This window comes from Desulforamulus aeronauticus DSM 10349, assembly GCF_900142375.1.
Taxonomy (GTDB): Bacteria; Bacillota; Desulfotomaculia; order Desulfotomaculales; family Desulfotomaculaceae; genus Desulfotomaculum; species Desulfotomaculum aeronauticum.
Genome location: NZ_FRAR01000026.1, coordinates 22,098 through 44,958, shown reverse-complemented (window position 1 = coordinate 44,958; position 22,861 = coordinate 22,098). Strand labels below are relative to the sequence as shown.

The following is a 22,861-nucleotide window of genomic DNA, read 5'->3' as shown; positions in this document are numbered from 1 at the left end:
CTCATAAAATAAGGTTGAAATACATGGCGTCCATTTATTAGGATGAGGCTCAACACACTTATTTATTCGCTTGATCACCGGGTTTGAGTGTCACCCTTATACTAGGACGAATGTATATTTCAATTTATAAGTATAATAAAGAGTTTAATCAATCGGCACGGCATCCGCTAAATAAAACAATTTTTCCGCTCAATTTCATGTCTCTTATACCATGCAGGAACACATCAAGGAGCTGTTCGCAATGGTGCTTGATCTTGACAACAGCGGCAAAGGACCGGTCCAAGAGAAAATGCCGGGTTGCTATCATACAAATGCAACTCCGAATCTGTGACCGTCCCATAGATGATAAAGGACGCACCTGCAGGAATACGGGCGCTTTTTACTTATAGAATGAAAACAGGATATTTCATCAGAGCGTGTCTGCAGACAACAGTCTGCGGGCGCGCTACTTTTTTATAAGGGCAAGCTAAAATTTTTCTAATCGAGAATGACCACATACGGTTATCCATATGTAATCTCAATCACATATACACAAATTGAGCCGATATTTTAATGCATTGAGCGGATATCTGCGCCATCGGCTAATTTTATTTCTATACTTAAAATGCAAAGTATTATTGCTGACATTTGATATAGAACTTTTGGAATTGAGGGAATGAAAGATGCACTTACAAACAACGACTGACTATGGAATTCGCGTTATGTGTTATCTCTATGATAAAGATAGACTGATCACGGCTACCGAGCTGTCGGAGAAGCTCGGTATTTCATACCCGTATCTGATTAGGGTGCTCGGGCGTCTGAGGCAAACCGGTATGATTGAAGTCGCCCGGGGACGTTTTGGCGGTTATCGGATTACCAAGAGTGCGCGGGATAGCAGCCTTTATGACATCATTAAGACAATGGAAGGCGAAATTTGGATCAATTTCTGTCTGAATAAAGATGGCGATTGTACAAGGAATGCGATCGATACATGCCCTGTACATAAAATACTGGAATCAGCACAGGAACAATTGATTGCCAGTTTGGATCGTGTGCGCCTATCCGACATTGCAAGCATCAGTTGGAACGGAAGAACGGTGGCCGTCCAATAAATCAGGCAGGGGGTACATAGCCTGCGGATATGTAATTTACACAAATCACGGATCACCGAGCGGATGTTTTGTGGTATTGGGTGGAATCAACGTCAGCAGCAACTATGATGATGTATACTACTAAAGGCTTATTCGGAGATTTCCGATCGCGAGAAGTCGTTTGGCGTGGCGAGCGATATCACACCGGAATGTATTGCCAAGAAACTGCGGAAGCAGAGGTATGGGGGAATGGCGCAAATGGAAATTGCAACAACCTACCAATCACAGATTACGGCTTTTTTGTGCCAAATGAAATTCAAGAAGAGAATCATAGGCGGCGTGGATGAAGAGGACGTTTTAGATAAGATCAAGCATATTACCGAGATGTATAAGGATGTGGAAGTGGCCCTCCTGCGCCAAAATGCGTTCGTGCAGCAAGACAATAGCCTTCTGCAAAACCAGATGGAACAGCTTCAAGCGGTAGGTCGGGAAAAAGAGGCACTCATCTCTGCCCTTCAAATAGAAAAAGCATCCGTACTTCGTGAGCAGGAGGAGCTCAAAGCAAAGGTGCAGGAGATTGCCAGCACGTTGCAACGGTATGAACAAGAACGAACAGAGCTTATCGCGGCGGCACAGTGCGAAGCAAAGAAAATCATTCAACAGGCGATGACATATGCGGAGGAGTTGGCTGCACAGAATGAGCGCGAAATCGAGCGGCAGATTTCAGCACGGCAAGCGGAGATTGGACAGCTGACCAACCAACGAGAAGTGATGGAAAAAGAAGTCGAAGAAATCCGGATTAGGATGAAAGACGATCTGCGGCTCATTACCGAAAACCTCTACCAGATGCTGAGTCTGATAAAAGGATTGGACGGCGAGTTGGCCTCCGGTGCAGATGGCGATGCGCTCAAAAGTTTATAACGGGGCGGAACTGCCCGAGGACGTTTTAAAGAAAAGGTTCCATCAGCTGCGCCGGAAAAAAGAATGGTATCGGTTGATACGCAGCCTGGTGGCAACCGCTCTTACCGTTTTCTTTTTGTTTGGGGTTTTTTGTGGGGTCGGCATCATTCGCGGCCAGTCCATGATTCCGTCCTTCCAAGACGGCGACCTTGTACTGTTCTGGAGGTTGTCAAAAGACTACGCTCGCAATGATGTGATTTTCTTTGAGCGTGAAACATGGCAATGCGAACTCATCAAGCGCATTGTGGCCGTACCCGGCGACACGGTGGATGCAGACTCGGAGGGCAGGCTTATGGTAAATGCTGAGGTTCTGAAAGATACTCACACCAAGCCCGGTATCGGATACCCCTTGACGCTTCTGGAGAATGAATACTTCGTGCTGGGAGATAACCGGGAGGCCGCTATGGACTCAAGAAACTTTGGTCCTGTGGATAAAAGGGATATTGATGGCAAAGTCATTCTTGTTTTGCGGACTCAGGTAAACTGATGCATTTTACATGGGACCACTTCAAAGGAGATAGAACAAAATATGGAAAATGTCTGGAAAAGGATGAAAGGACCGGATAAGGCTTTATCCCGATTGTTGGCACTTACGCTTGCGGTGGTGATGGCCGCGACGTTATTTATGGTGGCATGGGGCTCGCTGGACGTTGGGACGGATACCATACTCTCTTTTGAGGCCAGCAACCCGGTCGTAAATCTGACAGTGGACATAGGGACTGAGCAACCATATTTGCCGGATACCCTTCGGGCGGTTGTGGAGCTTGCGGAGATTGAACAGACAGCGCCTGTGGCGCCACCCACCGAAGAACAAGCTCCGCCGACAGGCAATGAAGAAGTGCCCGTGACGTCACCCATCGAGGACCAAGTTTCGCCGACAGGCGATGAAGAAGCGCCCGGAGAAGTTGAAGATTCGCCTGTGGACACAAAGGAACAAGCTGCAACGTCAACAGAATTTTTCTCAGCACCGGAGGAGCCTACTTTTGTACTGTCGGAAGCAGCACTGGAGGAGCCTGTTTTTGTACCGGAAACACCGCTCGATTCCTACGACTACGAAGCTGCCGACGGCGGCCTTTATACATACACCGATCAGACGGGAGCGGTATCGTATCGTGTGTACGGTTCATACAGCGGCAGCGCCCCCGCTTGGTTTGCTTGCGATGAAGACGGTAATGTGAACGGCATCATCCAGGAGATCCCCGTCACTTGGTCGTGCACTGATTATGAAAAGGATACTCCCGGTACTTATACCTTCACCGCGTCGTTCACTGGCTATACCTATGCTGGCCCTTGCCCCTTTGCCTTGATTACGACGGAGGGTGAAGGCATTATGCCGCCCTCCGCTCCCGGTGCAGAATCCACACCAACCCCGACGCCCGCTGTGCAAACGAACAGCATCTCCGGCAAGCTGTGGCTGGACGAAAACGAGGACGGTGTGATGAATGAAACCGAAAACGGCGTGGCTTTTTACCCGATACACCTCTACGCGACGGACGACACTGGCGTGGCGGTGCAATCTACTCAAACCGAAGAGGACGGAACCTATCGGTTTGAAAGCCTTGAACCCGGCAGCTATGTAGTGGGGATAGCCCCCGAAACCATAACCGAAGTGGATTACTTGCTGCCTGTAGTCGGCATTTCCCATGATAACCAATTTGAAATCAATGAGGAATTGTCCGCTGCCTATAGTGGGCCGCTGATGATCGCAGAGGACACGGCGATAGAGAACATACATGCCGGCGTGCGTCAGATACCGGTAATGGAGAAAATGCCATTTGCAACCACTTATACGGTAACCGACTTCGCAACACTAAAAAAAGCCGTGGAGACCGACGCGGTTTCAGGCGATACCATCAAGATTGAGAATGATATCACCTTTACTGGAGCCATCACGATCAATGACAAGAGCCTCACCTTCATTAGCACGACGCCGGTAGTTCTTACGGCGAAGACCTCACGGCACTTTAGGATTGAAGGTGAAACGAATAACAACATCACCCTTACCTTTGATAACGTCATATTAGACGGCGGAAATACGGACGTCGGCACAAACGGCAGAGGCGGGATTGAATATGCACAAAACGCACTCTCCCTGACGCTCATCAATCCCGAGATACGCAATTGCTTTGCGAATAACAGCAGTACAGCCGGGGGTGCTATCTGGGTCTCCGAACGGAGCGAACTCACCATTACAGGCGGAAATCTACACGAGAATCGATCAAATCACTCGAGTGGCGGCGGCGCTATCTGTGGTTCGGAAAGCACCATCACGCTTACCAACTGTATCATCAAAAACAATAAGGCAAGTAATGGCGGCGGCATTTTTGGTGCGTTGGCAACAATTCATATCAACGGGGGCGCGGTCACCGGCAATACATCAGAATTTGTTGGCGGTGGCATTTACGTCACGCAAAACTCAGCTCTTTTCGTCAATGGCACTGATATTTCCGGCAATACGGCAACCGGCGACGGTGGTGGTATCTATACAAGCGATAGCAGCTATGCCAACCCCGCCGCCACGGCGAAATATTCCAACATCAGTATAACGGGCGCAGCGGTCATAAGCGGCAACACGGCGGGTCAGGCTTTTTTGCCCCCGTCCAACGCATCAGAATTTATTGCCCGGTTCCCCGGTACCTTGCTGAACAACAACGACATCAACTACCGCAACCCATACTTTGTCGTCACATATAAGGCCAACAATGGTACCTCGCAGCCTGACTACCTGCAGCAAACCACGATCACAGGCAGCGGGAGCGTCAACACGGTTGCGTTTGCAACCACGGGCTTTACAGCTCCTGCTGCCGATACAATCTTTTTAGGATGGAACACCCAAGAGGACGGCAATGGCACGGCCTATACGGAAAATGCGCCAATGGCCATCACCGGTTACACAACACTGTACGCCAAGTGGTTGAATGCTGTAGTACTTACCGTTTCCAACATGGTAACAGAACCCTACGCCAATACAACGCAGGCGTTTACCTTTACCATCCGTTTCTTTGATGCAGGCGGTGACCCGCTTCCGGACGGCACGGAGCTTTTCTATACAGGCGGCATCGTGCAGGGCTCCGGCGCAACGGCCCCCGCAAACGGTATTTTGACGCTGGCGGGTGGCCAGGCGACGTTTATGCTCAAACACGGCCAGCAGATTACCATTGCCGGTATCCCGGCAAACAACAAGGTTCAAGTAACACAGGCAGCCGCTGAAGGGTATAGTACATCTTTCAAGGACAGCAAGGACACGGGTTCTACAACTTCCTTGGATACCGGTGTGCGTGACCTGTCTGACGGCAACAGGGTATTCGCCTTCACGAACGCCAGCATCATCGTACCGGCGGGCATTTTGACAGGAAGCACGCAGGGCCCGGTTCTTCTGATGTTATCTGCGCTGCTGATAGTGGGAGTCGGCGTGGGTATCCATAGGAAATACCGCAACCGTAAGGAGAATTTTTGATATGAATGAAGCGCTAAAACACGCGGTAAACCCAACATCCCGAAGGGGCCAGGAGCCCCCTTTTAGAGCGCCCCCTGAACCATCGCCGCTCAAGGATATTTTGTTCCTGCTGGCCAAGATTGCGGTGATCCTTGTTGCCTTCCTGCTGATTTTCACCTTTATGTACGGTCTTTGCCGCAATACGGACGCCTCCATGGCTCCGTCGGTCAAGGATGGCGATCTGGTAATCTTCTACCGGCTGGACAAAAAGTATGTCGCTCAGGACACCCTTGTCCTGGAATTTGAAGGGCAAATGCAGGTGCGTAGGGTGATCGCCACGGCCGGAGACGTCGTGGACATCACCGAGGACGGGCTGGTGATCAACGGCGCGCTGCAGCAGGAAACAGGAATCTACGAATCAACGCAGCGATATGAAAACGGTGTGGAATTCCCGCTTACCGTAGGAGAAGGGCAGGTATTTGTGCTTGCCGACAGCCGGGTAAACGTTGCGGACAGCCGCATCTACGGGGCTGTGGAGATCAAGGACACGCTGGGGAAAGTGATGACCATCTTCCGGCGCAGAAATATATAAGCGCAAGCGATAAAGAATACGTTTGCATATAAAACAAAAAAGGAGTACACCAAACAATGAAAAATCAAAACAAGAGGTTTATAGGAAGGCTGCTTAGCAGGGTCCTTGCTATTGTGCTGTGCTTTGGCATGGCTGTCCCTGCATTTGCAGCAGGCCCAATTTTGGGAACCGAAGTTAACCCCGCCACGGCGGCGATTACAAAAACGTTGAAAATGCCGGAAGGCACAACCATACCTGGCGTCACTTTTGGGTTTACCTTCGAAAAGAAGGCCCTGAATGAAAAGATCGGTGCTGATTATCTTGCTCAGATGCCGGTAATCTCCAACCATGTCATTGCTTTCACCAGCGGCGATAACCCCACTTCCAGCGACGGCATCAAAAGCATAACTAAAGAAGTGCTTATTGATCTCACAGGTGTCACCTTCCCGAATGCGGGCGTCTATACCTATAAGCTTACGGAACTGCCAAATATCACCAACGGCAGCATCGATCCCGCCAAGGAAACTCTCGTTTACTCCAAAGCTGTGTACGAGATCACCTTTTTTGTGAGAGAAAAATCGGATCATTCGGGGCTGTACGTATCGGCCATCGGAACCAAAATCATGCAAAATGAGGAGGGAAGTCCCGGCTCCGGAGCGAAGGTTGATCCCACGCCCGGCACTGGAGGAGGCTTGGGCGCCGGCGGGCTGCTCTTCACCAACTCCTACATGAAGACCACCGGCGGCGTTGATCCTAGAGTCGAAGCGAACCAGGTTCTTAGAATCAGTAATGTCGTAGCCGGAGACTTCGCCGATACGAGCATGTACTTCAAGTATCTAGTTACCGTAAAGAAGCCCTTAGTTGCCGGCGCTGCCGCTAGATACAAGGCTTATGTCCTGAACGCTTCCGGAATTGACATTGATCCGACACAAAACGCGCCCGGCTCCATCATCCAGACCGACGCTGCCGGCAAAAAGTACATCGAATTTGCGGCCCACTCATCCATAACAATTAAGCTCAAGCATGATGAAAAGCTGGTTTTCACGGATGTGCCAGTTGGTGCGCTCTATGTTGCGGTAAATCAAGGTGCTGCAGACTATATACCGACAGCAAAGATTACAGTCAACGGGACGGTGCTTACTCCGGATTTATCTGCCGGAGTTGGTCAGTCTCTTATCACCGACAACATAAGAATTGGTGAAAATACTAACAAAGCCGATTTTACCAATACCTTTAAGAGCATCCCTGTCACCGGCCTAATCATCAACAACCTCCCCTTTATCATGATTCTGGTCATAGCGGCAGGTGCGTTCATTGCCTTCATCCTTATGAAGTTACGCAAACGCCGGAATTCTGCTGTCAGCTATTAAATGCTAAATTAAAAAATAAGTAATTAAGAAATATGCCGAAAGGAGGGCCATATGGCCATCGTTAAAGCAAAAAAAGCAGGAAGGGTCGCAGTTAAGGTTGCACATAGCATCATAGATTTCACGGTGCTGACCATCATCCTGCTTCTGGTCGCCTTTGCAGCTTACGCCATATGGGACTCCGACCAGGTATATCAGGCGGCGGACGCCGCGCAGTATGCGGTTTATAAGCCAAGCACCGAAGACAGTATTTCCTTTGCGGAGCTTCAGACCATCAATCCGGAGGTGTTTAGCTGGCTCACGGTTTACGGCACAAAAATCGACTACCCGATAACTCAGGGCACAGACAACATGAAGTACGTCAACACCAATGCGAAGGGGGCTTATTCCCTCTCGGGTAGCATCTTTTTAGACTATATGAACGACAAGGACTTTCAGGACTTCAACAGCATTTTATACGGGCATCACATGGAAAAACAGGCGATGTTCGGTGAACTGGGATTGTTTAGCGGTAAGCGCTTTTTTGACAGCCGCGTTTACGGCAACCTGTATTATGGCGGCAAAGACCATGGACTGGAATTTTTCGCATTCATAAAGACGGACGCATATGACGCAGGCATATTTTCGCCTAATGTTCAGGGCCGAGAGGCACAACAAAAATATCTAAACAACCTGCTGGCAAAGGCGATGTATACCCGCGATATCGGTGTGACGACAGACGACCATATCCTTCTGCTGACAACGTGCTCAACGGAGGCAACCAACGGACGGGACCTCCTCGTAGCAAGGATAACGAATGAATGCTACGGCGATGCATTTAAAACGGAAGAAAAAAGCGATGCAACCGAACAGGCGTCGGTGGATCAGCAGTTTGGCTTCTGGGGGCGCATCCCATTATGGCTACGGATGGTGTTGCCGGTCCTCCTGTTTATTGTGCTTATTTATATATTCAGGAGAAACCGTGTAAAGAGGTAAGGAAAATGAGCTTGATACTAAAATCATGTCATAAAAGGATAACTGCATTCTCCTTGTGCCTAGCCTGCCTACTCACGCTGGTATTCCCACTGACGACCTATGCGGCGGTCGATTCGGTTTCAGTTACTCTACGAATGGATCAGACCTTCAGTAATAGTTCCGCCTTTACAAGTGTGAACAGCGTGTTCCATTATGAGATTCTGTCACTGGAGGCCGGAAATCCAATGCCATCGGGAAGTTCAGGCAGTCTTTATTCCTTTACCATCGACGGAACAACCAGCTTTGACCTCGGCCCGATTACCTTTACTGATACCGGAGTATATCGTTATGAAATTAGAGTGGATTCGTCTTTCTCCGCCCCCGGATATACCTACGACAAACAAGTTTATTCCGTAAGGATCAATATACGCAAATCCGGGCAAAACCTGATCGCCGATATTACGATTGGAAACAGCAGCGGCAGCAAATCGAGTGGTATCAAATTTAATCACAGCTATACCTCTTCCGGCAGCAAGCCTGGGACTATGGCAGATCCTCCGGTGCAGAAAACGGTGTCAGGCAATCCATCCAAGGCAAGCACCTTTGCCTTTTTGCTAACTGCGGGGAAGCCCTCAAATCCCATGCCGGTGGACAGCGTCAATGGCAAAAAAACAATCACGATTAATGGGTCAGGCCAAAAGCGTTTCGGCACATGGGAATACATCCAGGAAGGAACGTATTATTACACCATCTCCGAGGTCAACACCGGCGAAACGGGATATACCTATGATAGCGCTAGATATACCATCACCGATGTGGTAAAGGATGTAAACGGCCAGCTTACTGTCAAGCGGACGGTCACCAACGAGTACAACAAGCTGGTAGAATCCTTCATCTTCATTAATAAGTACAACGGCAATAGCTCTGGTGGCAATAGCTCTGGTGGCAATAACTCTGGCAACAATAACTCTGGCAGCAATAACTCTGGCGGCAATAACTCTGGCGGCAATAATTCTAGCAACAATAACTCTGGCAACAATAACTCTGGCAGCAATAACTCTGGCGGCAATAATTCTAGCAACAATAACTCTGGCAGCAATAACTTTGGCGGCAATAATTCTGGCAATAATAACCCTGGCAGCAATGACCTTGACAACAATGATCTTGGCAACAATGGTGGCGGTAGCACAAACGGGCCTAAAACCGGCGACGATGCCGGAAACGACCTGTATACCATGGCGATTATGATAGCCAGTATCGTAGCAATGAGCTGCATTCTCTATTTAGTATTTGTCGGCAGCCGCAGAAAAGAGGACACGGAGAAGTATTGATATCTGAAGGAACGGATAGGTGACGCATGGAAAAGAATCAAAAACCAGCCATAACGGCAGTATGGTTTCTTCTGATTATTTCAATCGGCGTTATCCTTTTTTCCGGATATAAGCTGTGGGGAAGTTTACAGAGCTATGCGCAGGGCAATGAAAACTATGAGCAACTGCATGAACAGGTCCGGCAGCCTGATGAAAATCATGTGGACAGTAACATGGCTGTTCTCGGGTCAGCACCGATGGTGGATATTTCCCCCATTTATATTAACTTTAATGTGCTTGAAAAAATCAATTCCGACGCTGCCGCATGGTTGTACTGCCCGAATACCGTAATTGATTATCCGATTATGCGTGCAGATGATTACGATTGGTATCTCCATCACCTGCCTGACGGCACCTATAACGCAAACGGGACATTATTTCTTGACTATAACTGCCCGGCAGATTTTAGCGGCAGGCTGAGCATCATTTACGGACACTACATGAAATCCGGTAAGATGTTCGGCTCACTGGCAGGATACAAGAAACAGGAATACTTTGAGCGGCATCCCTATTTGTACCTGTACACGAGGCAGGGAAACTACAGGATTGACCTGAAGTATGGCTGTGTCATCGGTGCGGGCGAATGGCGTGACAGGGCATTTATGTATGAAGTGAATCTTAACGCGCTGCTCGCATACGCTGCCTCAAAGACTACCTTTGATAGCAGCGCGGAGTGCACGGATGGAGACAAGTTTATCATACTTTCCACTTGCAGCTATGAATTTAATGATGCCCGGTATATCGTAATCGGCGTGTTAAGACCGGAATATGGGGCAGGCTGAATGATAGCTTGTTGGATCTTATGAGGCCGAAACCTATTATTGGCTTACCTCCTCCATTTGAGATGTTTTCCCCCGGCTCACCTTTATTTCGGCCGCGATCCATATGATTACGGGGAGAATCACCTGGATCGGAAACGCGATATACTTATACATCCACGCAAAATCGAACATCTCAAACGCTGTTTTGAAAACGATTGAGCAGAGCGCCAATACCAAAAGGCTGACCGGCAGTAGCAGGTTGCGGTAGGCATCTGTTTTCAACAGCTTAGCAGTCCCCAAGGTTGCCGCAGAAAGGCAAAGAGCGATTTTCGTGATTCCCATTAGGATCAAATTAAACGAGATGAGGCTTTCCATACGCTCAAAAAAGCTGCCGAGGTGGACGATACGCACCGCCATATATCCTGAAAACTTAGCGGCCTCAACCATTTCCGGCCCTAAGATCAGCAGGTTGCGCAGCGCCACCAGAGCCAAAGCGACAATGCCGACTAAGAGTCCCCATAAGTAAACTTTATAGGAGCTCTTCCCTGTCCCTACATGACCCATAAGCGTCATAATCAGCACGGATTCGCCAATGGCGATCGACCCGATTGAAGCTGCATTACCGGCGATCTGTGAAAAACTGTGGTCCAGTACCGGCTTGATGCGGGAAATCTCGATCACATCCAAGGAAAGAAGAATCGTAAATGCGAGATTGGCTAATATGATTGCACAAATAATGGTTGACCATTTACCGAACACCGCCAACCCTTGACGGGCCAGAAATACCACCACGAACAAGATCGCCATCATCAGCGGGATTTTCGGCGTGTCTTCCAGTGCAATGACCACGGTAAACTCTACAAAATTGCGGAGCGTCAGCGCGGCTATGGTCAGGGCATAGGCGGAGAAGAGAAGGATGAGCAGAAAGACGATTGCTTTTCCAAATAACGACTCTAGAATTTCATACAGCCCCTGCTGCGGGCATAGCGCGCAAATCCGGCTGTAAACGAAAATGATGGGCAAAAACAGCAGCGCGGAGAACAAAATAGATAGCCAAAGGTCCTGCTTGACCGTGTTGATTCCCGTCAGCACTGAGCCGCATATAACCATCAACGCCATCATGCTGGCCGCGCCGCGCGTAGTGATCATCTCTTTATTCATAAAACTCCTCATTTCGTACCTAGCGGTCAATCCCAACGGAGCGCAGCCATTCAACCAGGAGCCTGGTGGGGTCCGGTAAAGTGACCTCCAGGCTCCTGAGCAGCAAAACAGTGAAGCTGACCCCGATGCAAATCACAGTAAACACGTTTTCTCTTTTGCTATTTAATTTCCATGCCGGCCAAAGCCCCAATATGATCAGCGCAAAGGCAATGCATACAATCGCCAATACCATGTGATCCCATCTCCTTAGAAGTTTTTCAGGACGCCGGTATTCACGATGTCCACAGTGACTTGTACCTCAAACTGGGCCTGTGAGAAGATCTCATCCCAGCTATCCTCCAATTGCCTCCATACATCCGGATGGTCTCCATACAGCAATCTGCCCAGACCAAAAATGTCTGTTTTGTATTCTGTCTGTACGGACCCAAAGAAGGCGCGGGTAGATTCCTCTATAAATTGAGCGGCATGTGCTTCCAGCCAAGTCCGTTCCTGTTCCTGAGATAAGTCCAATTCTCCTTTCAGCTCTGTTAGATTCATCTCTGTTTTGATTTGGACAGACACAACCAATTGCCCATTCTCATACCGGACACTAGTTTTGCTGCGGTTGCTTTTGATTTCCATAGAGATTTCGCTGTTTTCGCTGCGGTAAGGGAGCGACACAGCAGCGCTCTTTATCTCGTCTACCAGAAATAGATAGTACAGGGTCTGCTCCGGCGATAAAAAGCCGATGAGCTTATCCCCACGAAACAACGCCACGCCGTTAGATTCCGTGGTCACATCGTTATTGTTTTGCTGCAGATGCAAGATCGGCAAAACCAATGAATCCCCTGCTTCCTTGATTGCGTTGTAAGCTTGATACAGTGCGATATTTTTTGTGGAAGAGGTGGTTTGGTTGTCTTCATTGATGACCCCATGGATTTCAAAAGAAATAATCTTCGAATCCAGCCCCTTGGTCATTAGAACCGATTTGGCGGTCTCTTCCTGTGAAATGGCAACACTCAGGGTTTCGCGCGGCTCCCCATCCCGCAGAAACATCTCCAGAATCGCTAAGACGCCTTCCTCCTGTGCAATCTGCCTGCTGATGATGATTGCCTGCATATTGCCGCCATACAGTTTGTTAATGAGCTTTCTCTTTGCGTTTCGTATTGCGCCGAATAAGGTTGGCCCTTGGGATTCCACATATTTTACTTCCGTAGGTACATCTTTTCCCGAAACCGCGGTATCCACCATTTCGTAAGTCAACAAGTACATGCCTGTTTCCGGGTTCTTGTCGATGGCTATCCCCGTTACGATATCAATCGTGTCCAAGCCTTGATAATTCCAGCAGCCTCCCAAAAAGACACAGCACAGCATCAGGCAGATAAGAACAATACCTTTTTTCATGACTGCTCTCTTTTGCCGGATTTTTCCCGAACCCGGTTTGGACTAAGCTGGAACGGACGCAAACGCATCTGCCACCAGGGAGCGCGGATGACCGTGTCCTTGATTTCCTGATATTGCAGCTTATGGCCGGAGGCCAGTTGAGAAACGCCAAACGAGTGGAGCGAAAGCACATGGGCAAGGAGCAGCGCACATCCGAGCGTCACCCCCAAAAAGCCCAGGGAAGCGCCCAAGGCAAGAATACCGAACCGAATGTATATCACGGGCGCGTTCATCTTCGGGATCAGCAAACTGGTGATGCCTGCCATGGCGACCACAATAATCATGGGGGCGGCGACCAGACCCGCCTCCACCGCGGCCTGTCCCACCACCAGCGCGCCCACAATACCCAGCGTCTGACCCACATTGGTGGGCATGCGAAGACCTGTCTCCCGCAAGATATCAAATACCAGCAGCATCAAAAAGCATTCCAGGGCGGCCGGTAATGGGACCCTCTGCCGTTCTATCGCAATTCTGATGAGGATCGGGGCTGGTAGCATCTCTTGGTGATACGCCGCAATGGCGATATAGACGGCCGGTACCAGAACCGTTAGGAAGAAGCCTAGGATACGGAGGAACCGGGAAAATGAGGTATAGTAGAAATTCAGATAGTAGTCCTCGTTGCTCTGAAAGTTCTCGATGAACAGGTACGGCAACGTCAGGACCACCGGCGTACCATCCACAAACAGGGCGATACGCCCCTCCAGCAGCTTGCCCGCCACAACATCCGGGCGCTCGGTATACCCAATGGAACGAAATGGCGACCACGGGTTATCCCGTACCAACTCCGTGATGTAATTCGTGTCCAGAACACCATCAATATCAATCGTGTCCAAACGGCGGTATAGTTCTTTGAGAATGTTTTCATTCACAATTTCGTCCAGATAGGCGATGCCAAGCTGCGTTTGAGTTTCTTTACCTATCGTATAAAAGCGCATCTTCAGACGGTTTGTCCGAAGCTTGCGACGAATCATGGACAAATTGCTAAGCAGCTCTTCTGTAAACCCTTCCCGCGGTCCGCTGAGGATCTTTTCCCCTTCCGGTTCTGAGACGGATCGCGTTTCAAACTTCTTAACGCTGAACAGCAGGCCTTCTTTCAGGACATTCGTAATCAGGAGCGTATCGCCACCGGTAACCGCACGCACGATCTCCCGGTAGCTGCACAACTTTTTCCCCGAGACGGTCTGGATAATCTGTTCCAAAAGAGCGTCGGCAGTGATCTTTTCCCGCACGTCTAACTGAAGCTCCAAAAGTGGCCGGATCAACTGGGCGCCGATCAATTCGGAATCCACCAGACCGTCGCAGTAAACAAGGCAAAAGCGCAGATCTCCGGCATTTTTATTTTGTAGCTCACGGAACTGCATGACATCATCGTCCCGGAATAATTCTTTTAAATATCCTACTGTTTCATCATAGCGGCCCGACACCTCGTCACGTGCCACTTGATGATTCAGAAGGGCAACCTCTTCTTTTATTTTCCTTGACTTTTTTGGTCTATTAATCCCAAACATAAAGCACCTCTTTAGCGTGATACCACTTTAAGTATTGGCAATATTTACCGCTAATATTCTTCTGTTATGCGTGCTCTGTATGGCATTGACTCGTGATATCGTAACCCGGTAAGCAAAAAGAAAACATCGTGTCGTAGATCATCTCCCTGCAAGCAGTTGAACGTCTCAGTGATCGCGGAGGGCGTCGAAACAAAGGAGCAGTCAGATCTGTTAAAACGGCTTGGTTGCCAATATTTTTAGGCTTTCATTACAGCGCATCATTATGAAAAATTCCTGGCTTGTGTGGATCAAAACGGCGCTCAGGGCAAGCAGGCACAGGCAGAGTGAAGAAATAAAAAAGAGCACCCAGCATTATGCTGTTGCTCCCCAAAATCTATATTTCAAGGTTACGGCCACATCGCGTCCTTAAAACGATACATCACCAAACAGTTTTGACTCATTATTTACTGAAACATGCTAAAATACATGTAAATTGTGGATTGCTTAGAGGGGTCTGTTTGTTGTGAATGCCGTTCCAGTGTTTTCTCACTTAATGTTGCATAATTTTAGTATTGTTTACCCGGCATTCAAGAGATTAGTGGTTCGATCCCGCTTGTTTTCCAACCAAATCTTATTTATCAAGAGCTCAGAGGTAGTTTACTTCTGAATCTTTTTTATTTAGACTGAGGATACATTTTATTTGATAATATCTTCCATTTGTTTTGGGGAATAAATCCTTACTCCTGGTTTATTCATTTGAGCAATCTGATACATGGCCTGAGCTACGATTTTTGCTTCTATCCCCATCTGACTGGGTAATGATCTTCTCAACAAAATGGAAAGACCTCGAACTACTTTAATAGCTATGCCTTCAAAAAATCTAAACTCTTTGCGCATTCCCAAAAGCAGCGACGGACGAAGGATTGAGGTTGTTGCAAAGGGAATGTTTTTTATTTGCTCCTCAAGTTGTCCTTTCATCTTTGGATACCAGATAAATGATTCAACATTCGCATTTACCGAACTTATAATCAGAAAATGACAGGCCCCCTGTGCCTTTGCCAATTTGGCTAAAGTAACAGGATACTCCACATCGACCTTGTACATCGCTTCTCTTGTCTTGGCTTTTTTGATGGTTGTTCCTAAGCAGCAAAATACATCATCCACCGCAAAGTATTCTTTTACCTCTTCAAGCCGGTCAAAATCACAGACGATTTCTATTAGCTTCGGATGTTTCAACATCAAAGATTTTCTGACGATGGCATAAACCCTCTCATATTCTTTTTCCTGCAGCAGGATTTGCAGCAGTTCATTTCCTACTAATCCAGTTGCACCGGCGATAAGAGCTGTTCTCTCCTTCAAAATATCGCATCTCCTTCCCGCGAAGAATAGCAGCCACTATAAGGTTAACCGTCAAAAGTGTTTTTACTATAGTCGCTCCTAGTATGTGGTATTCTTTATAACGATACTATCATATCACAACTCCTGCAGCGTCTAGGGAGATTGATAAGGTAAAAAGTAACTTCATATCGGACTTGACTAAATAAATTATTTTTTGATATGATACCTCTAGAAGGTGATCACTTTCGACAATCAAATAGTGTTGGGTTGCAGAATCCACACTAAATCCTGCTTTGTGCGCTGCTTGATGATTTTTAAAACCACAGTGTTTTTTCGGGAGTCAGACTTAGCTTGCAAATATCAAGCCGTAGTTCTTGTGCCCTTTAGGGTACATTAGCGGAAGGTAGAACCAAGCTAGCGGGCACCCACCTGCGAGAAGCGGGTACTTTAAAAACACCGAGTGGACGGCTTAGTGGGGCAAGATTAAAAAATCCTCAGAGAGAAATCTCTGAGGATTTTCTGTATTTTTAAAATTACCAGTTTTTGTTGGTAGTACCATCCTATAAACCAAGGAATATTACAGAGAAATAAAGGAGTTGGTAAGATGGCCCATAGTAGTGAGTCTGCCATTAAAGCTGCCTTAATTGCCAACGGGGTCATTATGATCATGAAACTGGTAGCTGCCACACTCAGTGGCAGTGCTTCTATGATGGCGGAATTTAAACACTCGGTGGGTGATTGGGCTAACGGTTTTTTCTTGTTGATTGGTATCCGTCAATCCCAGCGTCCTATTGATGATAAATATCAATTTGGTCATGGCAAAAGGGTATTTTTCTGGAGTTTTGTGGCCAGCTTGGGGATGCTATTTATTGGTGGTGCCCTTTCCATTTACGGCGGGATACAAAAGATCCTTCATCCAGAACATTTACAATATGTGGGTCTTAACCTTGGGATTATTGGTGTTAGTATTTTATTTGAGATTTATTCTTTAACCATGGCCGTGAAGGCCATCATGGTAGAAGTGGGTGAACCTAGCCGAGGCATTGGTATGTATTTTCGGGTGCTGCCAGTTTTGTCTAAAGCTACCCCAGCCACACGATTCATATTTCTAGAGGATTCAGCTGCCCTCATTGGTTTGTTCGTGGCTGGCGGAGCCATTATTTTATCTGTTGTTACCCATAATGTACTTTTTGATGGTCTGGCATCCATCATTATTGGTATGTTGTTGTTGTCTATTGGTCTTGCCACAGCCAGGGAAAACGTTGCCGCCATCCTGGGAGAAGCTGCGGACCCGGAGCAAGTGGAAAAAATGGGTAATTACGTGCTTGCTCTGGGGGGAGTTAAGGATGTTCACAGTGTAAGGTCAATGTGTATTGGACCCAACAGCTATTTAGTGGAAATCGTGATAGAAGCGAATGAACGGATTTGTCTGTCAGAATGCGATATTATCAATAACCGGGTGACCACGGCAGTAAGCAAAGCTTTTAAAGAATTCACCCATGTACATGTTAGTGTTATCAGTGATGACAAAATTAAGGATTGGCATTACATAAGGCCGGTTACACAATAAGTTTAGTCTTTTGAAGCATAGCGATCACCGTGAATGACCATGCTAAACAAAGTATATCTACGGAGGGATTCTATGCGCAAAAGAAGAGTAGAAAGACCCATTGTTGCCATTACCAGAGACCCCTTAGAAGGGAACGCGTTAGGGAATGCCCTGGCCATGCTGCCAGTTGATGAACTATTTAAAACCGGAGATACCGTGGTAATTACTCCTAATTGGGTCAATACCCGTTCACCGGAAACTGGGACGGTAGTGGGGCCGGAGACCTTGCGGCAACTCATTCAATTTATCAAAAAGCAACAACCCGGTCGGCTGGTAGTTGCCTGTGGTTCCGGTGGCGCTCCTACGCCAAAGGTCCTGGAGCAGACTGGCTATCAGCAAATTTTGCAGCAGGAGCAGGTAGAATTTGTGGACACCAACTATGGGCCCTATGTTGAGTTGACACTGAATCATCCCTATCCCCCGTCCACACCCATCAATGAATTAATTACCAAGGCCGATGTTCTGGTATCCTTTACCCAGATCAAACAGCATGAGGAAGCTACCGTTTCCCTGGGTATCAAGAATATTGCCTTATCCTGGCCACCAGCGGAGATACACGGTTGGCCCAAAACGCAAAGGGGTATTCATGAACGTTTACATAGTTTTATTGCGGCCATGGGAGAGAAGCTGCCCATTGATCTGACGATTTTAAGCGGTGATCAAGCAATGATTGGTACCGGGCCCTCCCATGGCAAGCCGGTGAATTCCGACTTAGTGATTGTGGGCACCGACCCAGTGGCCACGGATGTAGTGGGAGCCAGATTACTAGGTTTTATGCCCCAGGCTGTACAATACCTTTATGAATTGATTCTGCGGGGAGTCGGGGAGGGAGATTTAAAAAAGGTGGAGTTAAAGGGAGTACCGCTTTACGAGGCGGAAGAAGTGTTTAGTCGGGCTGCCTATGGACACACGGTGGTGTTAGACCAAGGACGGCTAAAGCCACTGCAGTTAAAATAAATGTAACAAAGATGAAAACCTTCCTGTGTTACAATGGATAAAGTGAACAGGAGGGAGAAACATGATTTTAGTGAGTGCTTGTTTGGCTGGTATTCCCTGTAAATACCACGGTGGAGATAACCTGATTCCGGAAGTATTGGCACTGGTTGAGCAGGGGAAAGCCATTGCGGTGTGCCCGGAGGAGTTAGGCGGGCTCTTAACTCCCAGAGAACCGGTGGACATTGAAACCGGAGATGGTTTTCAGGTATTGGCTGGGCATGGCCGGTGTTTGTGTGAAGGTGGTCGGGAGGTTACTGCTGAGTTTGTACAAGGGGCGGAAAAGGTATTGCAAATAGCCCTCGAAAAGGGCATCACGCTGGCCATATTAAAGGAACGCAGTCCTTCCTGCGGTAGTTCTCGCATTTACAATCGTGTGCCAAGTGCCTTGCCGGGTGTGGAGCGCAGGGTTGTGGAGGGTATGGGTGTTACAGCAGCGTTATTAAATAAAAATGGTATTAAGGTTATTTCGGAAGAACAAATTGATCAAGGGATTTTTAGCAAAAAATAAACTGATAGCTCTCTCCGTTAGGGGAATAATAGATACTAATCTACCCAAGGAGATGAGATAATGTCAAAATATCAAGATCAAGAAATGCAGCGGGATATCCAGTCTTTAATAGACAGAACCGATGGTCTAAAGAGTTACGGTATTAAAACCCTAGTGCAAAAAGGTGAAGTGCATTTGATGGGCATGGTAGACACTTTGCACGAAAGAAGGCAACTGCACGAACTAGTGTCCCGAGTAGAGGGTATTAAGAGCATTGAAAATGGCGTTACCATCAGCACCGACGGCCAAATTAATGACGGCGAGGTGACAGCCGAGGTTTATGAAGAGTTTGCCAATAACGATATTAATGTAAAACACATTGGCGCAGAAAGCAGAGGCGGTACTGTTTACCTAGTGGGGCACGCAGACAGCCAGGAGGAAATTGACAATGCTGTGGAAGCAGCCACCAGAGCCAGGGGTGTCCGGGATGTGATGAGCCAGGTGAAACTTACTGAACCTCAGGAGGTTCTGGACGATCTTAGTTTAAAGGAAATATTCCATAGTCAGGTTAATAACGATCGTGAGGACCCTCATTTTAAAGACGGGCTTGAATGAAGAAAAATAAATTTTGTGTAGTAAATTAAAAAATTTTGAAACCAAAAAGCTACCTTCCTTATCCAAGTATTGAAAAATAAATTAAGGGAGGTAGCTTTAATGTTCCAAAAAATCAAATCACTGGTGGTTTTACTGGTAGGGTTGATGTTCCTTACCCTCGGGCAACCCGTAATGGCACAAGAGAATGAGAATGATGTAGTAGAGGTCGTAACACCGATGGCTTACCAGTACCTGTTTGACTGCTCTTGCCTGTATACACTGAATGGAAGTAGCATAGGAGCCTCGGGTACAACGCAAACTTACTCGAAGGTAAGCAAAATAACTACTACAGTATATTTAGAGAAAAAGACTTCAAGTGGTTGGTCAGTTGTTAAGGAATGGCAAAGTAGTGTTCAGAATGATACCTATTCTAGTACCAGTGGGAGTTATACGGGTACATCTGGGACAACTTATCGGGTAAAATGTCTCCATAGGGCGGATAACGGTGGCACTACAGAGACTGCCTATTCCTACACAAGTTCCTTTACTGTAAAGTAATTCTTCTTAATGAGCCAGCTAACACAAATAAGTCTTTCTCACTTAATGAACCAGTGATTGTTACAAAGATATCCCGGTCAACCCATAATAATTGCTTTTTCCCATCTTTAAAAAGGAGTAAATTAGCCTCTTGGCCCATGACATTCACGTTCTCCATGACTGCGTCTTCTGTATCATAAGCTATAGCCTGATTAAAATCGCCAATAATATTAACCTCGCTAATGGTTAACCTTTCTAGGTTAGTAGTTTCAAGGAAAAGTATAACCTTTGTCGAATCCCCAACCTCTTCAATTAACGCTTTTTCAATGGTATATTGACCGGCTAAGTCATAAGGTAATAACACTTCATATGGCACTGTAGCTAAGGCTTGGCTAACTTCTGGTTTTAAGGGGTTATCCAAGTCTTTAGCATTTTTCTGAGTGCCAAATGAGATCTGGACGGTTTGAACCTTGCCAGTTACAAAGGTGCAGATGGACTCGAAAAATTTTAGGTTTAAGGCTGTACCCTCTTTAGGCATTAACCAAAAACCCACTACCAGACAGAGAACAAATGAACAAGCAATAACAGGCCATTTCGATAACTTTTTAGGCTCCTGGTGGTACCTTTTGTTATATTTCTCCCAAGCAAGCTCCATATCCACATCTATATTTTCTTCAAGCTGCTCTTTTAGGGATCTTTTAATTAATTCGTCAACAGAATGATATTTATCGCTTTTCAACTTTCAAATCACCCTCCAGATTATTTAGCAGGTATCCTTTTTTAATCAAGTACTTTTTAATAAGGCCTCTTGCTCTGTGCAATAAAGTTTTGACAGTACCTTCGGGTTTCTGAAGCAATATGGAAATATCCTTTACTTTGAGTTCCTCATAATAATACAGTTGAATGACTTGTTTCATATCAGGGTCTAGAGAACCAATTGCATTTTTTACCGTTGTTATGGTGTCCTGTGAAGCTACCACATACTCCGGGGAGTTTTCAATAGGGTCAACAATGTGTTCCAAGAGATCAATACTAATCACTTTTTTATGTTTATTAAGTATACTGTTGACATTATTTATGGTTATTTTCTTTATCCATGCCTCAATTTTATCTGGATCTCTTAGTTGGTCTATATTTTGAATAGCTTTAAAAATTGCTTCCTGAGCAGCTTCTTCAGCAATAGTTGCATCTCCACAATAGAAATAGGCAGCATAATAGGCTGATTTATAATGTAGTTCAAAAATAAGTTTACTAAAATCTTTATTAACAATAGGCCTCTTTTTGGTGAAAAGCTTTTTAAATATAGACATAGTGGACCCCCAAGAGATTCAAAAAATATATGATATATTTCTACAAGTTATGATTATATTCCTCTTATAATTATCAAGCTGTCAGCGTAACTAATTAATTACAATCCCTTCGAGAGCCAAGCATCTTTGCGTCCTTGATTCTAGATAGTTACTGGAAAGTAGTGGGATCTATATTCAAAGATAAACGAAATCATCTGGGAAATTATACTTTCGAATATTGTCGAAATAATTGGAAGTATTTTTGAAACTAAACTCTCCCTTTTTTTATCTAGTTATAAATCGAAACTTTTAGTATAAGTCGGAAGAGGGGTGATTCCAATGGATGGACAAAACGTGGTTCGAGTGGATTATAAAGCGGCTCACATTTACATGGTTTTTAGGTAAACTTGCATATGTATAAGCCACATTTTGTTATTCTTATGTTAATATTAATGATGGGAGCGTTGGAAATGAAACGAAGAGATTTTAGAGTTGCTTTCTGCGTTTTTGTAATGAGTGTCTTGCTATCAATAAGTGCCACAGCATTTGCACTTGTGGCAGATGGTACATCAAAATCTTATGGACCAGTTGGAGGGTACAGCTATACGAACCAGTCGAGTGTAGGTTATACTAATAGTTCTTCCGGTGTTTGGGCCAGTACAACTGCGAGGGTATCTGGTAGCGTACAAGTACCTGTGTCGTATATCGGTGTTGATGCTAAACTATATAACTCAGCCGGATCTTTAAAGACTAGTACTGGTTTTAAGTATAATGACATGAAGACTGGGGGATATGGTGTCGTTACACCAAACTACTATACCCATGACACATACTACTCTAAAGGCGATACACGAGCTTATACGGGTACAGGGTATATTACGTATTCCTCAAATCAGAGCCCTAATGTTAATTACTAAGGAGGGAATAATATAATGTTTAAGCCGAATATAGGACGGACAGCACTGTTAAGTACTGCTCTTGTTGTTGGTTTAATAGCAGGAACTGTTGGTTTTAATCATGCAAAAGCTGACACCTTGTCTGATCAAAATAAAGCACCCGTATACAAGAAAAATGCTGGTGGCCAGACGTATGGTTCTGCTTTGTATGCGCCCTCTCCAGAGTTAGAACCTGATTTAATTCAAGCTGAAGATGAAAATGGTACTGTTGGTTATGTTCTAAAGACAGAACTTGATGGCCCTATCCCGAAGACACCAGAGGAAGCTACGGAGTTAATGCGTAAAACCCCTAAGGTTAGAAAGATAAACTTGTATGCTTCAGATGGTAAGACCGTTATCGGAACCTTTAAGATTGAACAAGGTCATGAAATTTATGTATCGGATGATAATTAACGGTTAAACAGTCTTATGGAAGTATACTGATTTGTAATTGGTTTTTAATACCTTGAATATTTAAATAAGCCTTTATCCTACCGAGGAATAGGTCAATCTA

General features: G+C 46.3%; 23 protein-coding genes and 1 other RNA gene. 17 read left to right on the top strand and 7 right to left on the bottom strand.

Features of this window, described 5'->3' with window-relative positions; translation table 11 throughout:
* The first annotated feature begins 662 nt into the window (after positions 1–662).
* The 9 genes from BUA78_RS16215 (at position 663) to BUA78_RS16175 (ending at position 10,513) form a co-directional block, all read left to right on the top strand.
* Positions 663–1,094, top strand: coding sequence for an RrF2 family transcriptional regulator (locus tag BUA78_RS16215; RefSeq protein ID WP_072916636.1), 432 nt, complete (start codon positions 663–665; stop codon positions 1,092–1,094).
* Positions 1,095–1,331: 237 nt separating this feature from the next.
* Positions 1,332–1,994, top strand: a complete 663-nt coding sequence (locus tag BUA78_RS16210; RefSeq protein WP_139257427.1) for a hypothetical protein — start codon at positions 1,332–1,334, stop codon at positions 1,992–1,994.
* Positions 1,969–2,520, top strand: coding sequence for a signal peptidase I (gene lepB / locus BUA78_RS16205; protein ID WP_084082474.1), 552 nt, complete (start codon positions 1,969–1,971; stop codon positions 2,518–2,520). Before BUA78_RS16210 ends, lepB (BUA78_RS16205) begins: the two co-directional genes overlap by 26 nt.
* Before the next feature lie 42 nt (positions 2,521–2,562).
* Complete coding sequence (locus BUA78_RS16200; RefSeq protein WP_072916631.1) at positions 2,563–5,490, top strand: DUF7601 domain-containing protein; 2,928 nt, start codon at positions 2,563–2,565, stop codon at positions 5,488–5,490.
* 1 nt (position 5,491) lies between these two features.
* On the top strand, positions 5,492–6,061 hold the full coding sequence (gene lepB, locus BUA78_RS16195) for a signal peptidase I (RefSeq protein ID WP_084082473.1): 570 nt from the start codon (positions 5,492–5,494) through the stop codon (positions 6,059–6,061).
* A 56-nt stretch (positions 6,062–6,117) separates the two neighbouring features.
* On the top strand, positions 6,118–7,410 hold the full coding sequence (locus BUA78_RS16190; RefSeq protein WP_072916630.1) for a DUF7601 domain-containing protein: 1,293 nt from the start codon (positions 6,118–6,120) through the stop codon (positions 7,408–7,410).
* A gap of 51 nt (positions 7,411–7,461) precedes the next feature.
* Positions 7,462–8,382 (top strand): class B sortase, encoded by a 921-nt coding sequence (gene srtB, locus BUA78_RS16185; RefSeq protein ID WP_084082472.1) that lies wholly within the window; start codon positions 7,462–7,464, stop codon positions 8,380–8,382.
* Between the two features lie 5 nt (positions 8,383–8,387).
* Positions 8,388–9,692 carry a Spy0128 family protein gene (locus BUA78_RS16180; protein ID WP_175549049.1) on the top strand — a complete coding sequence of 435 codons (1,305 nt, stop codon included), beginning with the start codon at positions 8,388–8,390 and terminating at the stop codon, positions 9,690–9,692.
* Between the two features lie 26 nt (positions 9,693–9,718).
* A complete protein-coding gene (locus BUA78_RS16175) occupies positions 9,719–10,513 on the top strand; it encodes a class B sortase (RefSeq protein ID WP_072916627.1) in 795 nt (264 codons plus the stop codon).
* A 36-nt stretch (positions 10,514–10,549) separates the two neighbouring features.
* Here BUA78_RS16175 and BUA78_RS16170 read toward each other — a convergent pair whose 3' ends face one another.
* From BUA78_RS16170 to BUA78_RS16145, 5 genes are all read right to left on the bottom strand, one after another.
* The gene (locus tag BUA78_RS16170; RefSeq protein ID WP_072916626.1) at positions 10,550–11,653 is read right to left on the bottom strand and encodes a GerAB/ArcD/ProY family transporter; all 1,104 of its coding nucleotides are present in this window, start codon (positions 11,651–11,653) and stop codon (positions 10,550–10,552) included.
* A 19-nt stretch (positions 11,654–11,672) separates the two neighbouring features.
* The gene (locus tag BUA78_RS16165; RefSeq protein ID WP_072916624.1) at positions 11,673–11,885 is read right to left on the bottom strand and encodes a hypothetical protein; all 213 of its coding nucleotides are present in this window, start codon (positions 11,883–11,885) and stop codon (positions 11,673–11,675) included.
* A gap of 14 nt (positions 11,886–11,899) precedes the next feature.
* Positions 11,900–13,036: a Ger(x)C family spore germination protein gene (locus tag BUA78_RS16160; RefSeq protein ID WP_072916622.1), complete on the bottom strand. Its 1,137-nt coding sequence runs from the start codon at positions 13,034–13,036 to the stop codon at positions 11,900–11,902.
* The gene (locus tag BUA78_RS16155; protein ID WP_084082469.1) at positions 13,033–14,583 is read right to left on the bottom strand and encodes a spore germination protein; all 1,551 of its coding nucleotides are present in this window, start codon (positions 14,581–14,583) and stop codon (positions 13,033–13,035) included. Before BUA78_RS16155 ends, BUA78_RS16160 begins: the two co-directional genes overlap by 4 nt.
* A 675-nt stretch (positions 14,584–15,258) precedes the next feature.
* Positions 15,259–15,921: an NAD-dependent epimerase/dehydratase family protein gene (locus BUA78_RS16145; protein WP_084082468.1), complete on the bottom strand. Its 663-nt coding sequence runs from the start codon at positions 15,919–15,921 to the stop codon at positions 15,259–15,261.
* Positions 15,922–16,182: 261 nt separating this feature from the next.
* On the opposite strand from BUA78_RS16145, the gene ssrS reads away from it, so the two are divergent.
* From ssrS to BUA78_RS16115, 6 genes are all read left to right on the top strand, one after another.
* A non-coding RNA gene (gene ssrS, locus BUA78_RS16140) (6S RNA) lies at positions 16,183–16,383 on the top strand.
* 121 nt (positions 16,384–16,504) lie between these two features.
* On the top strand, positions 16,505–17,470 hold the full coding sequence (locus BUA78_RS16135) for a cation diffusion facilitator family transporter (protein WP_072916616.1): 966 nt from the start codon (positions 16,505–16,507) through the stop codon (positions 17,468–17,470).
* 72 nt (positions 17,471–17,542) lie between these two features.
* A complete protein-coding gene (locus BUA78_RS16130; RefSeq protein WP_072916615.1) occupies positions 17,543–18,466 on the top strand; it encodes a DUF362 domain-containing protein in 924 nt (307 codons plus the stop codon).
* A gap of 61 nt (positions 18,467–18,527) precedes the next feature.
* Positions 18,528–19,013, top strand: a complete 486-nt coding sequence (locus BUA78_RS16125; RefSeq protein ID WP_072916612.1) for a 2-thiouracil desulfurase family protein — start codon at positions 18,528–18,530, stop codon at positions 19,011–19,013.
* Positions 19,014–19,073: 60 nt separating this feature from the next.
* Complete coding sequence (locus BUA78_RS16120) at positions 19,074–19,607, top strand: BON domain-containing protein (RefSeq protein WP_072916609.1); 534 nt, start codon at positions 19,074–19,076, stop codon at positions 19,605–19,607.
* A 99-nt stretch (positions 19,608–19,706) separates the two neighbouring features.
* On the top strand, positions 19,707–20,144 hold the full coding sequence (locus BUA78_RS16115; protein ID WP_072916607.1) for a DUF6147 family protein: 438 nt from the start codon (positions 19,707–19,709) through the stop codon (positions 20,142–20,144).
* Here BUA78_RS16115 and BUA78_RS16110 read toward each other — a convergent pair.
* Entirely contained in the window at positions 20,131–20,862 is a 732-nt protein-coding gene (locus BUA78_RS16110) for a DUF4367 domain-containing protein (protein ID WP_072916605.1), read from the bottom strand. The genes BUA78_RS16115 and BUA78_RS16110 overlap by 14 nt on opposite strands.
* Complete coding sequence (locus tag BUA78_RS16105) at positions 20,849–21,433, bottom strand: RNA polymerase sigma factor (protein WP_072916603.1); 585 nt, start codon at positions 21,431–21,433, stop codon at positions 20,849–20,851. The genes BUA78_RS16110 and BUA78_RS16105 overlap by 14 nt, the downstream gene beginning before the upstream one ends.
* 449 nt (positions 21,434–21,882) lie before the next feature.
* Between BUA78_RS16105 and BUA78_RS16100 the strand changes: the two genes are divergently transcribed.
* Together BUA78_RS16100 and BUA78_RS16095 are read left to right on the top strand one after the other, a co-directional pair.
* On the top strand, positions 21,883–22,329 hold the full coding sequence (locus tag BUA78_RS16100; protein WP_139257421.1) for a hypothetical protein: 447 nt from the start codon (positions 21,883–21,885) through the stop codon (positions 22,327–22,329).
* Positions 22,330–22,344: 15 nt separating this feature from the next.
* Positions 22,345–22,761 (top strand): hypothetical protein, encoded by a 417-nt coding sequence (locus tag BUA78_RS16095; protein WP_072916598.1) that lies wholly within the window; start codon positions 22,345–22,347, stop codon positions 22,759–22,761.
* The last annotated feature ends 100 nt before the right edge of the window (positions 22,762–22,861 follow it).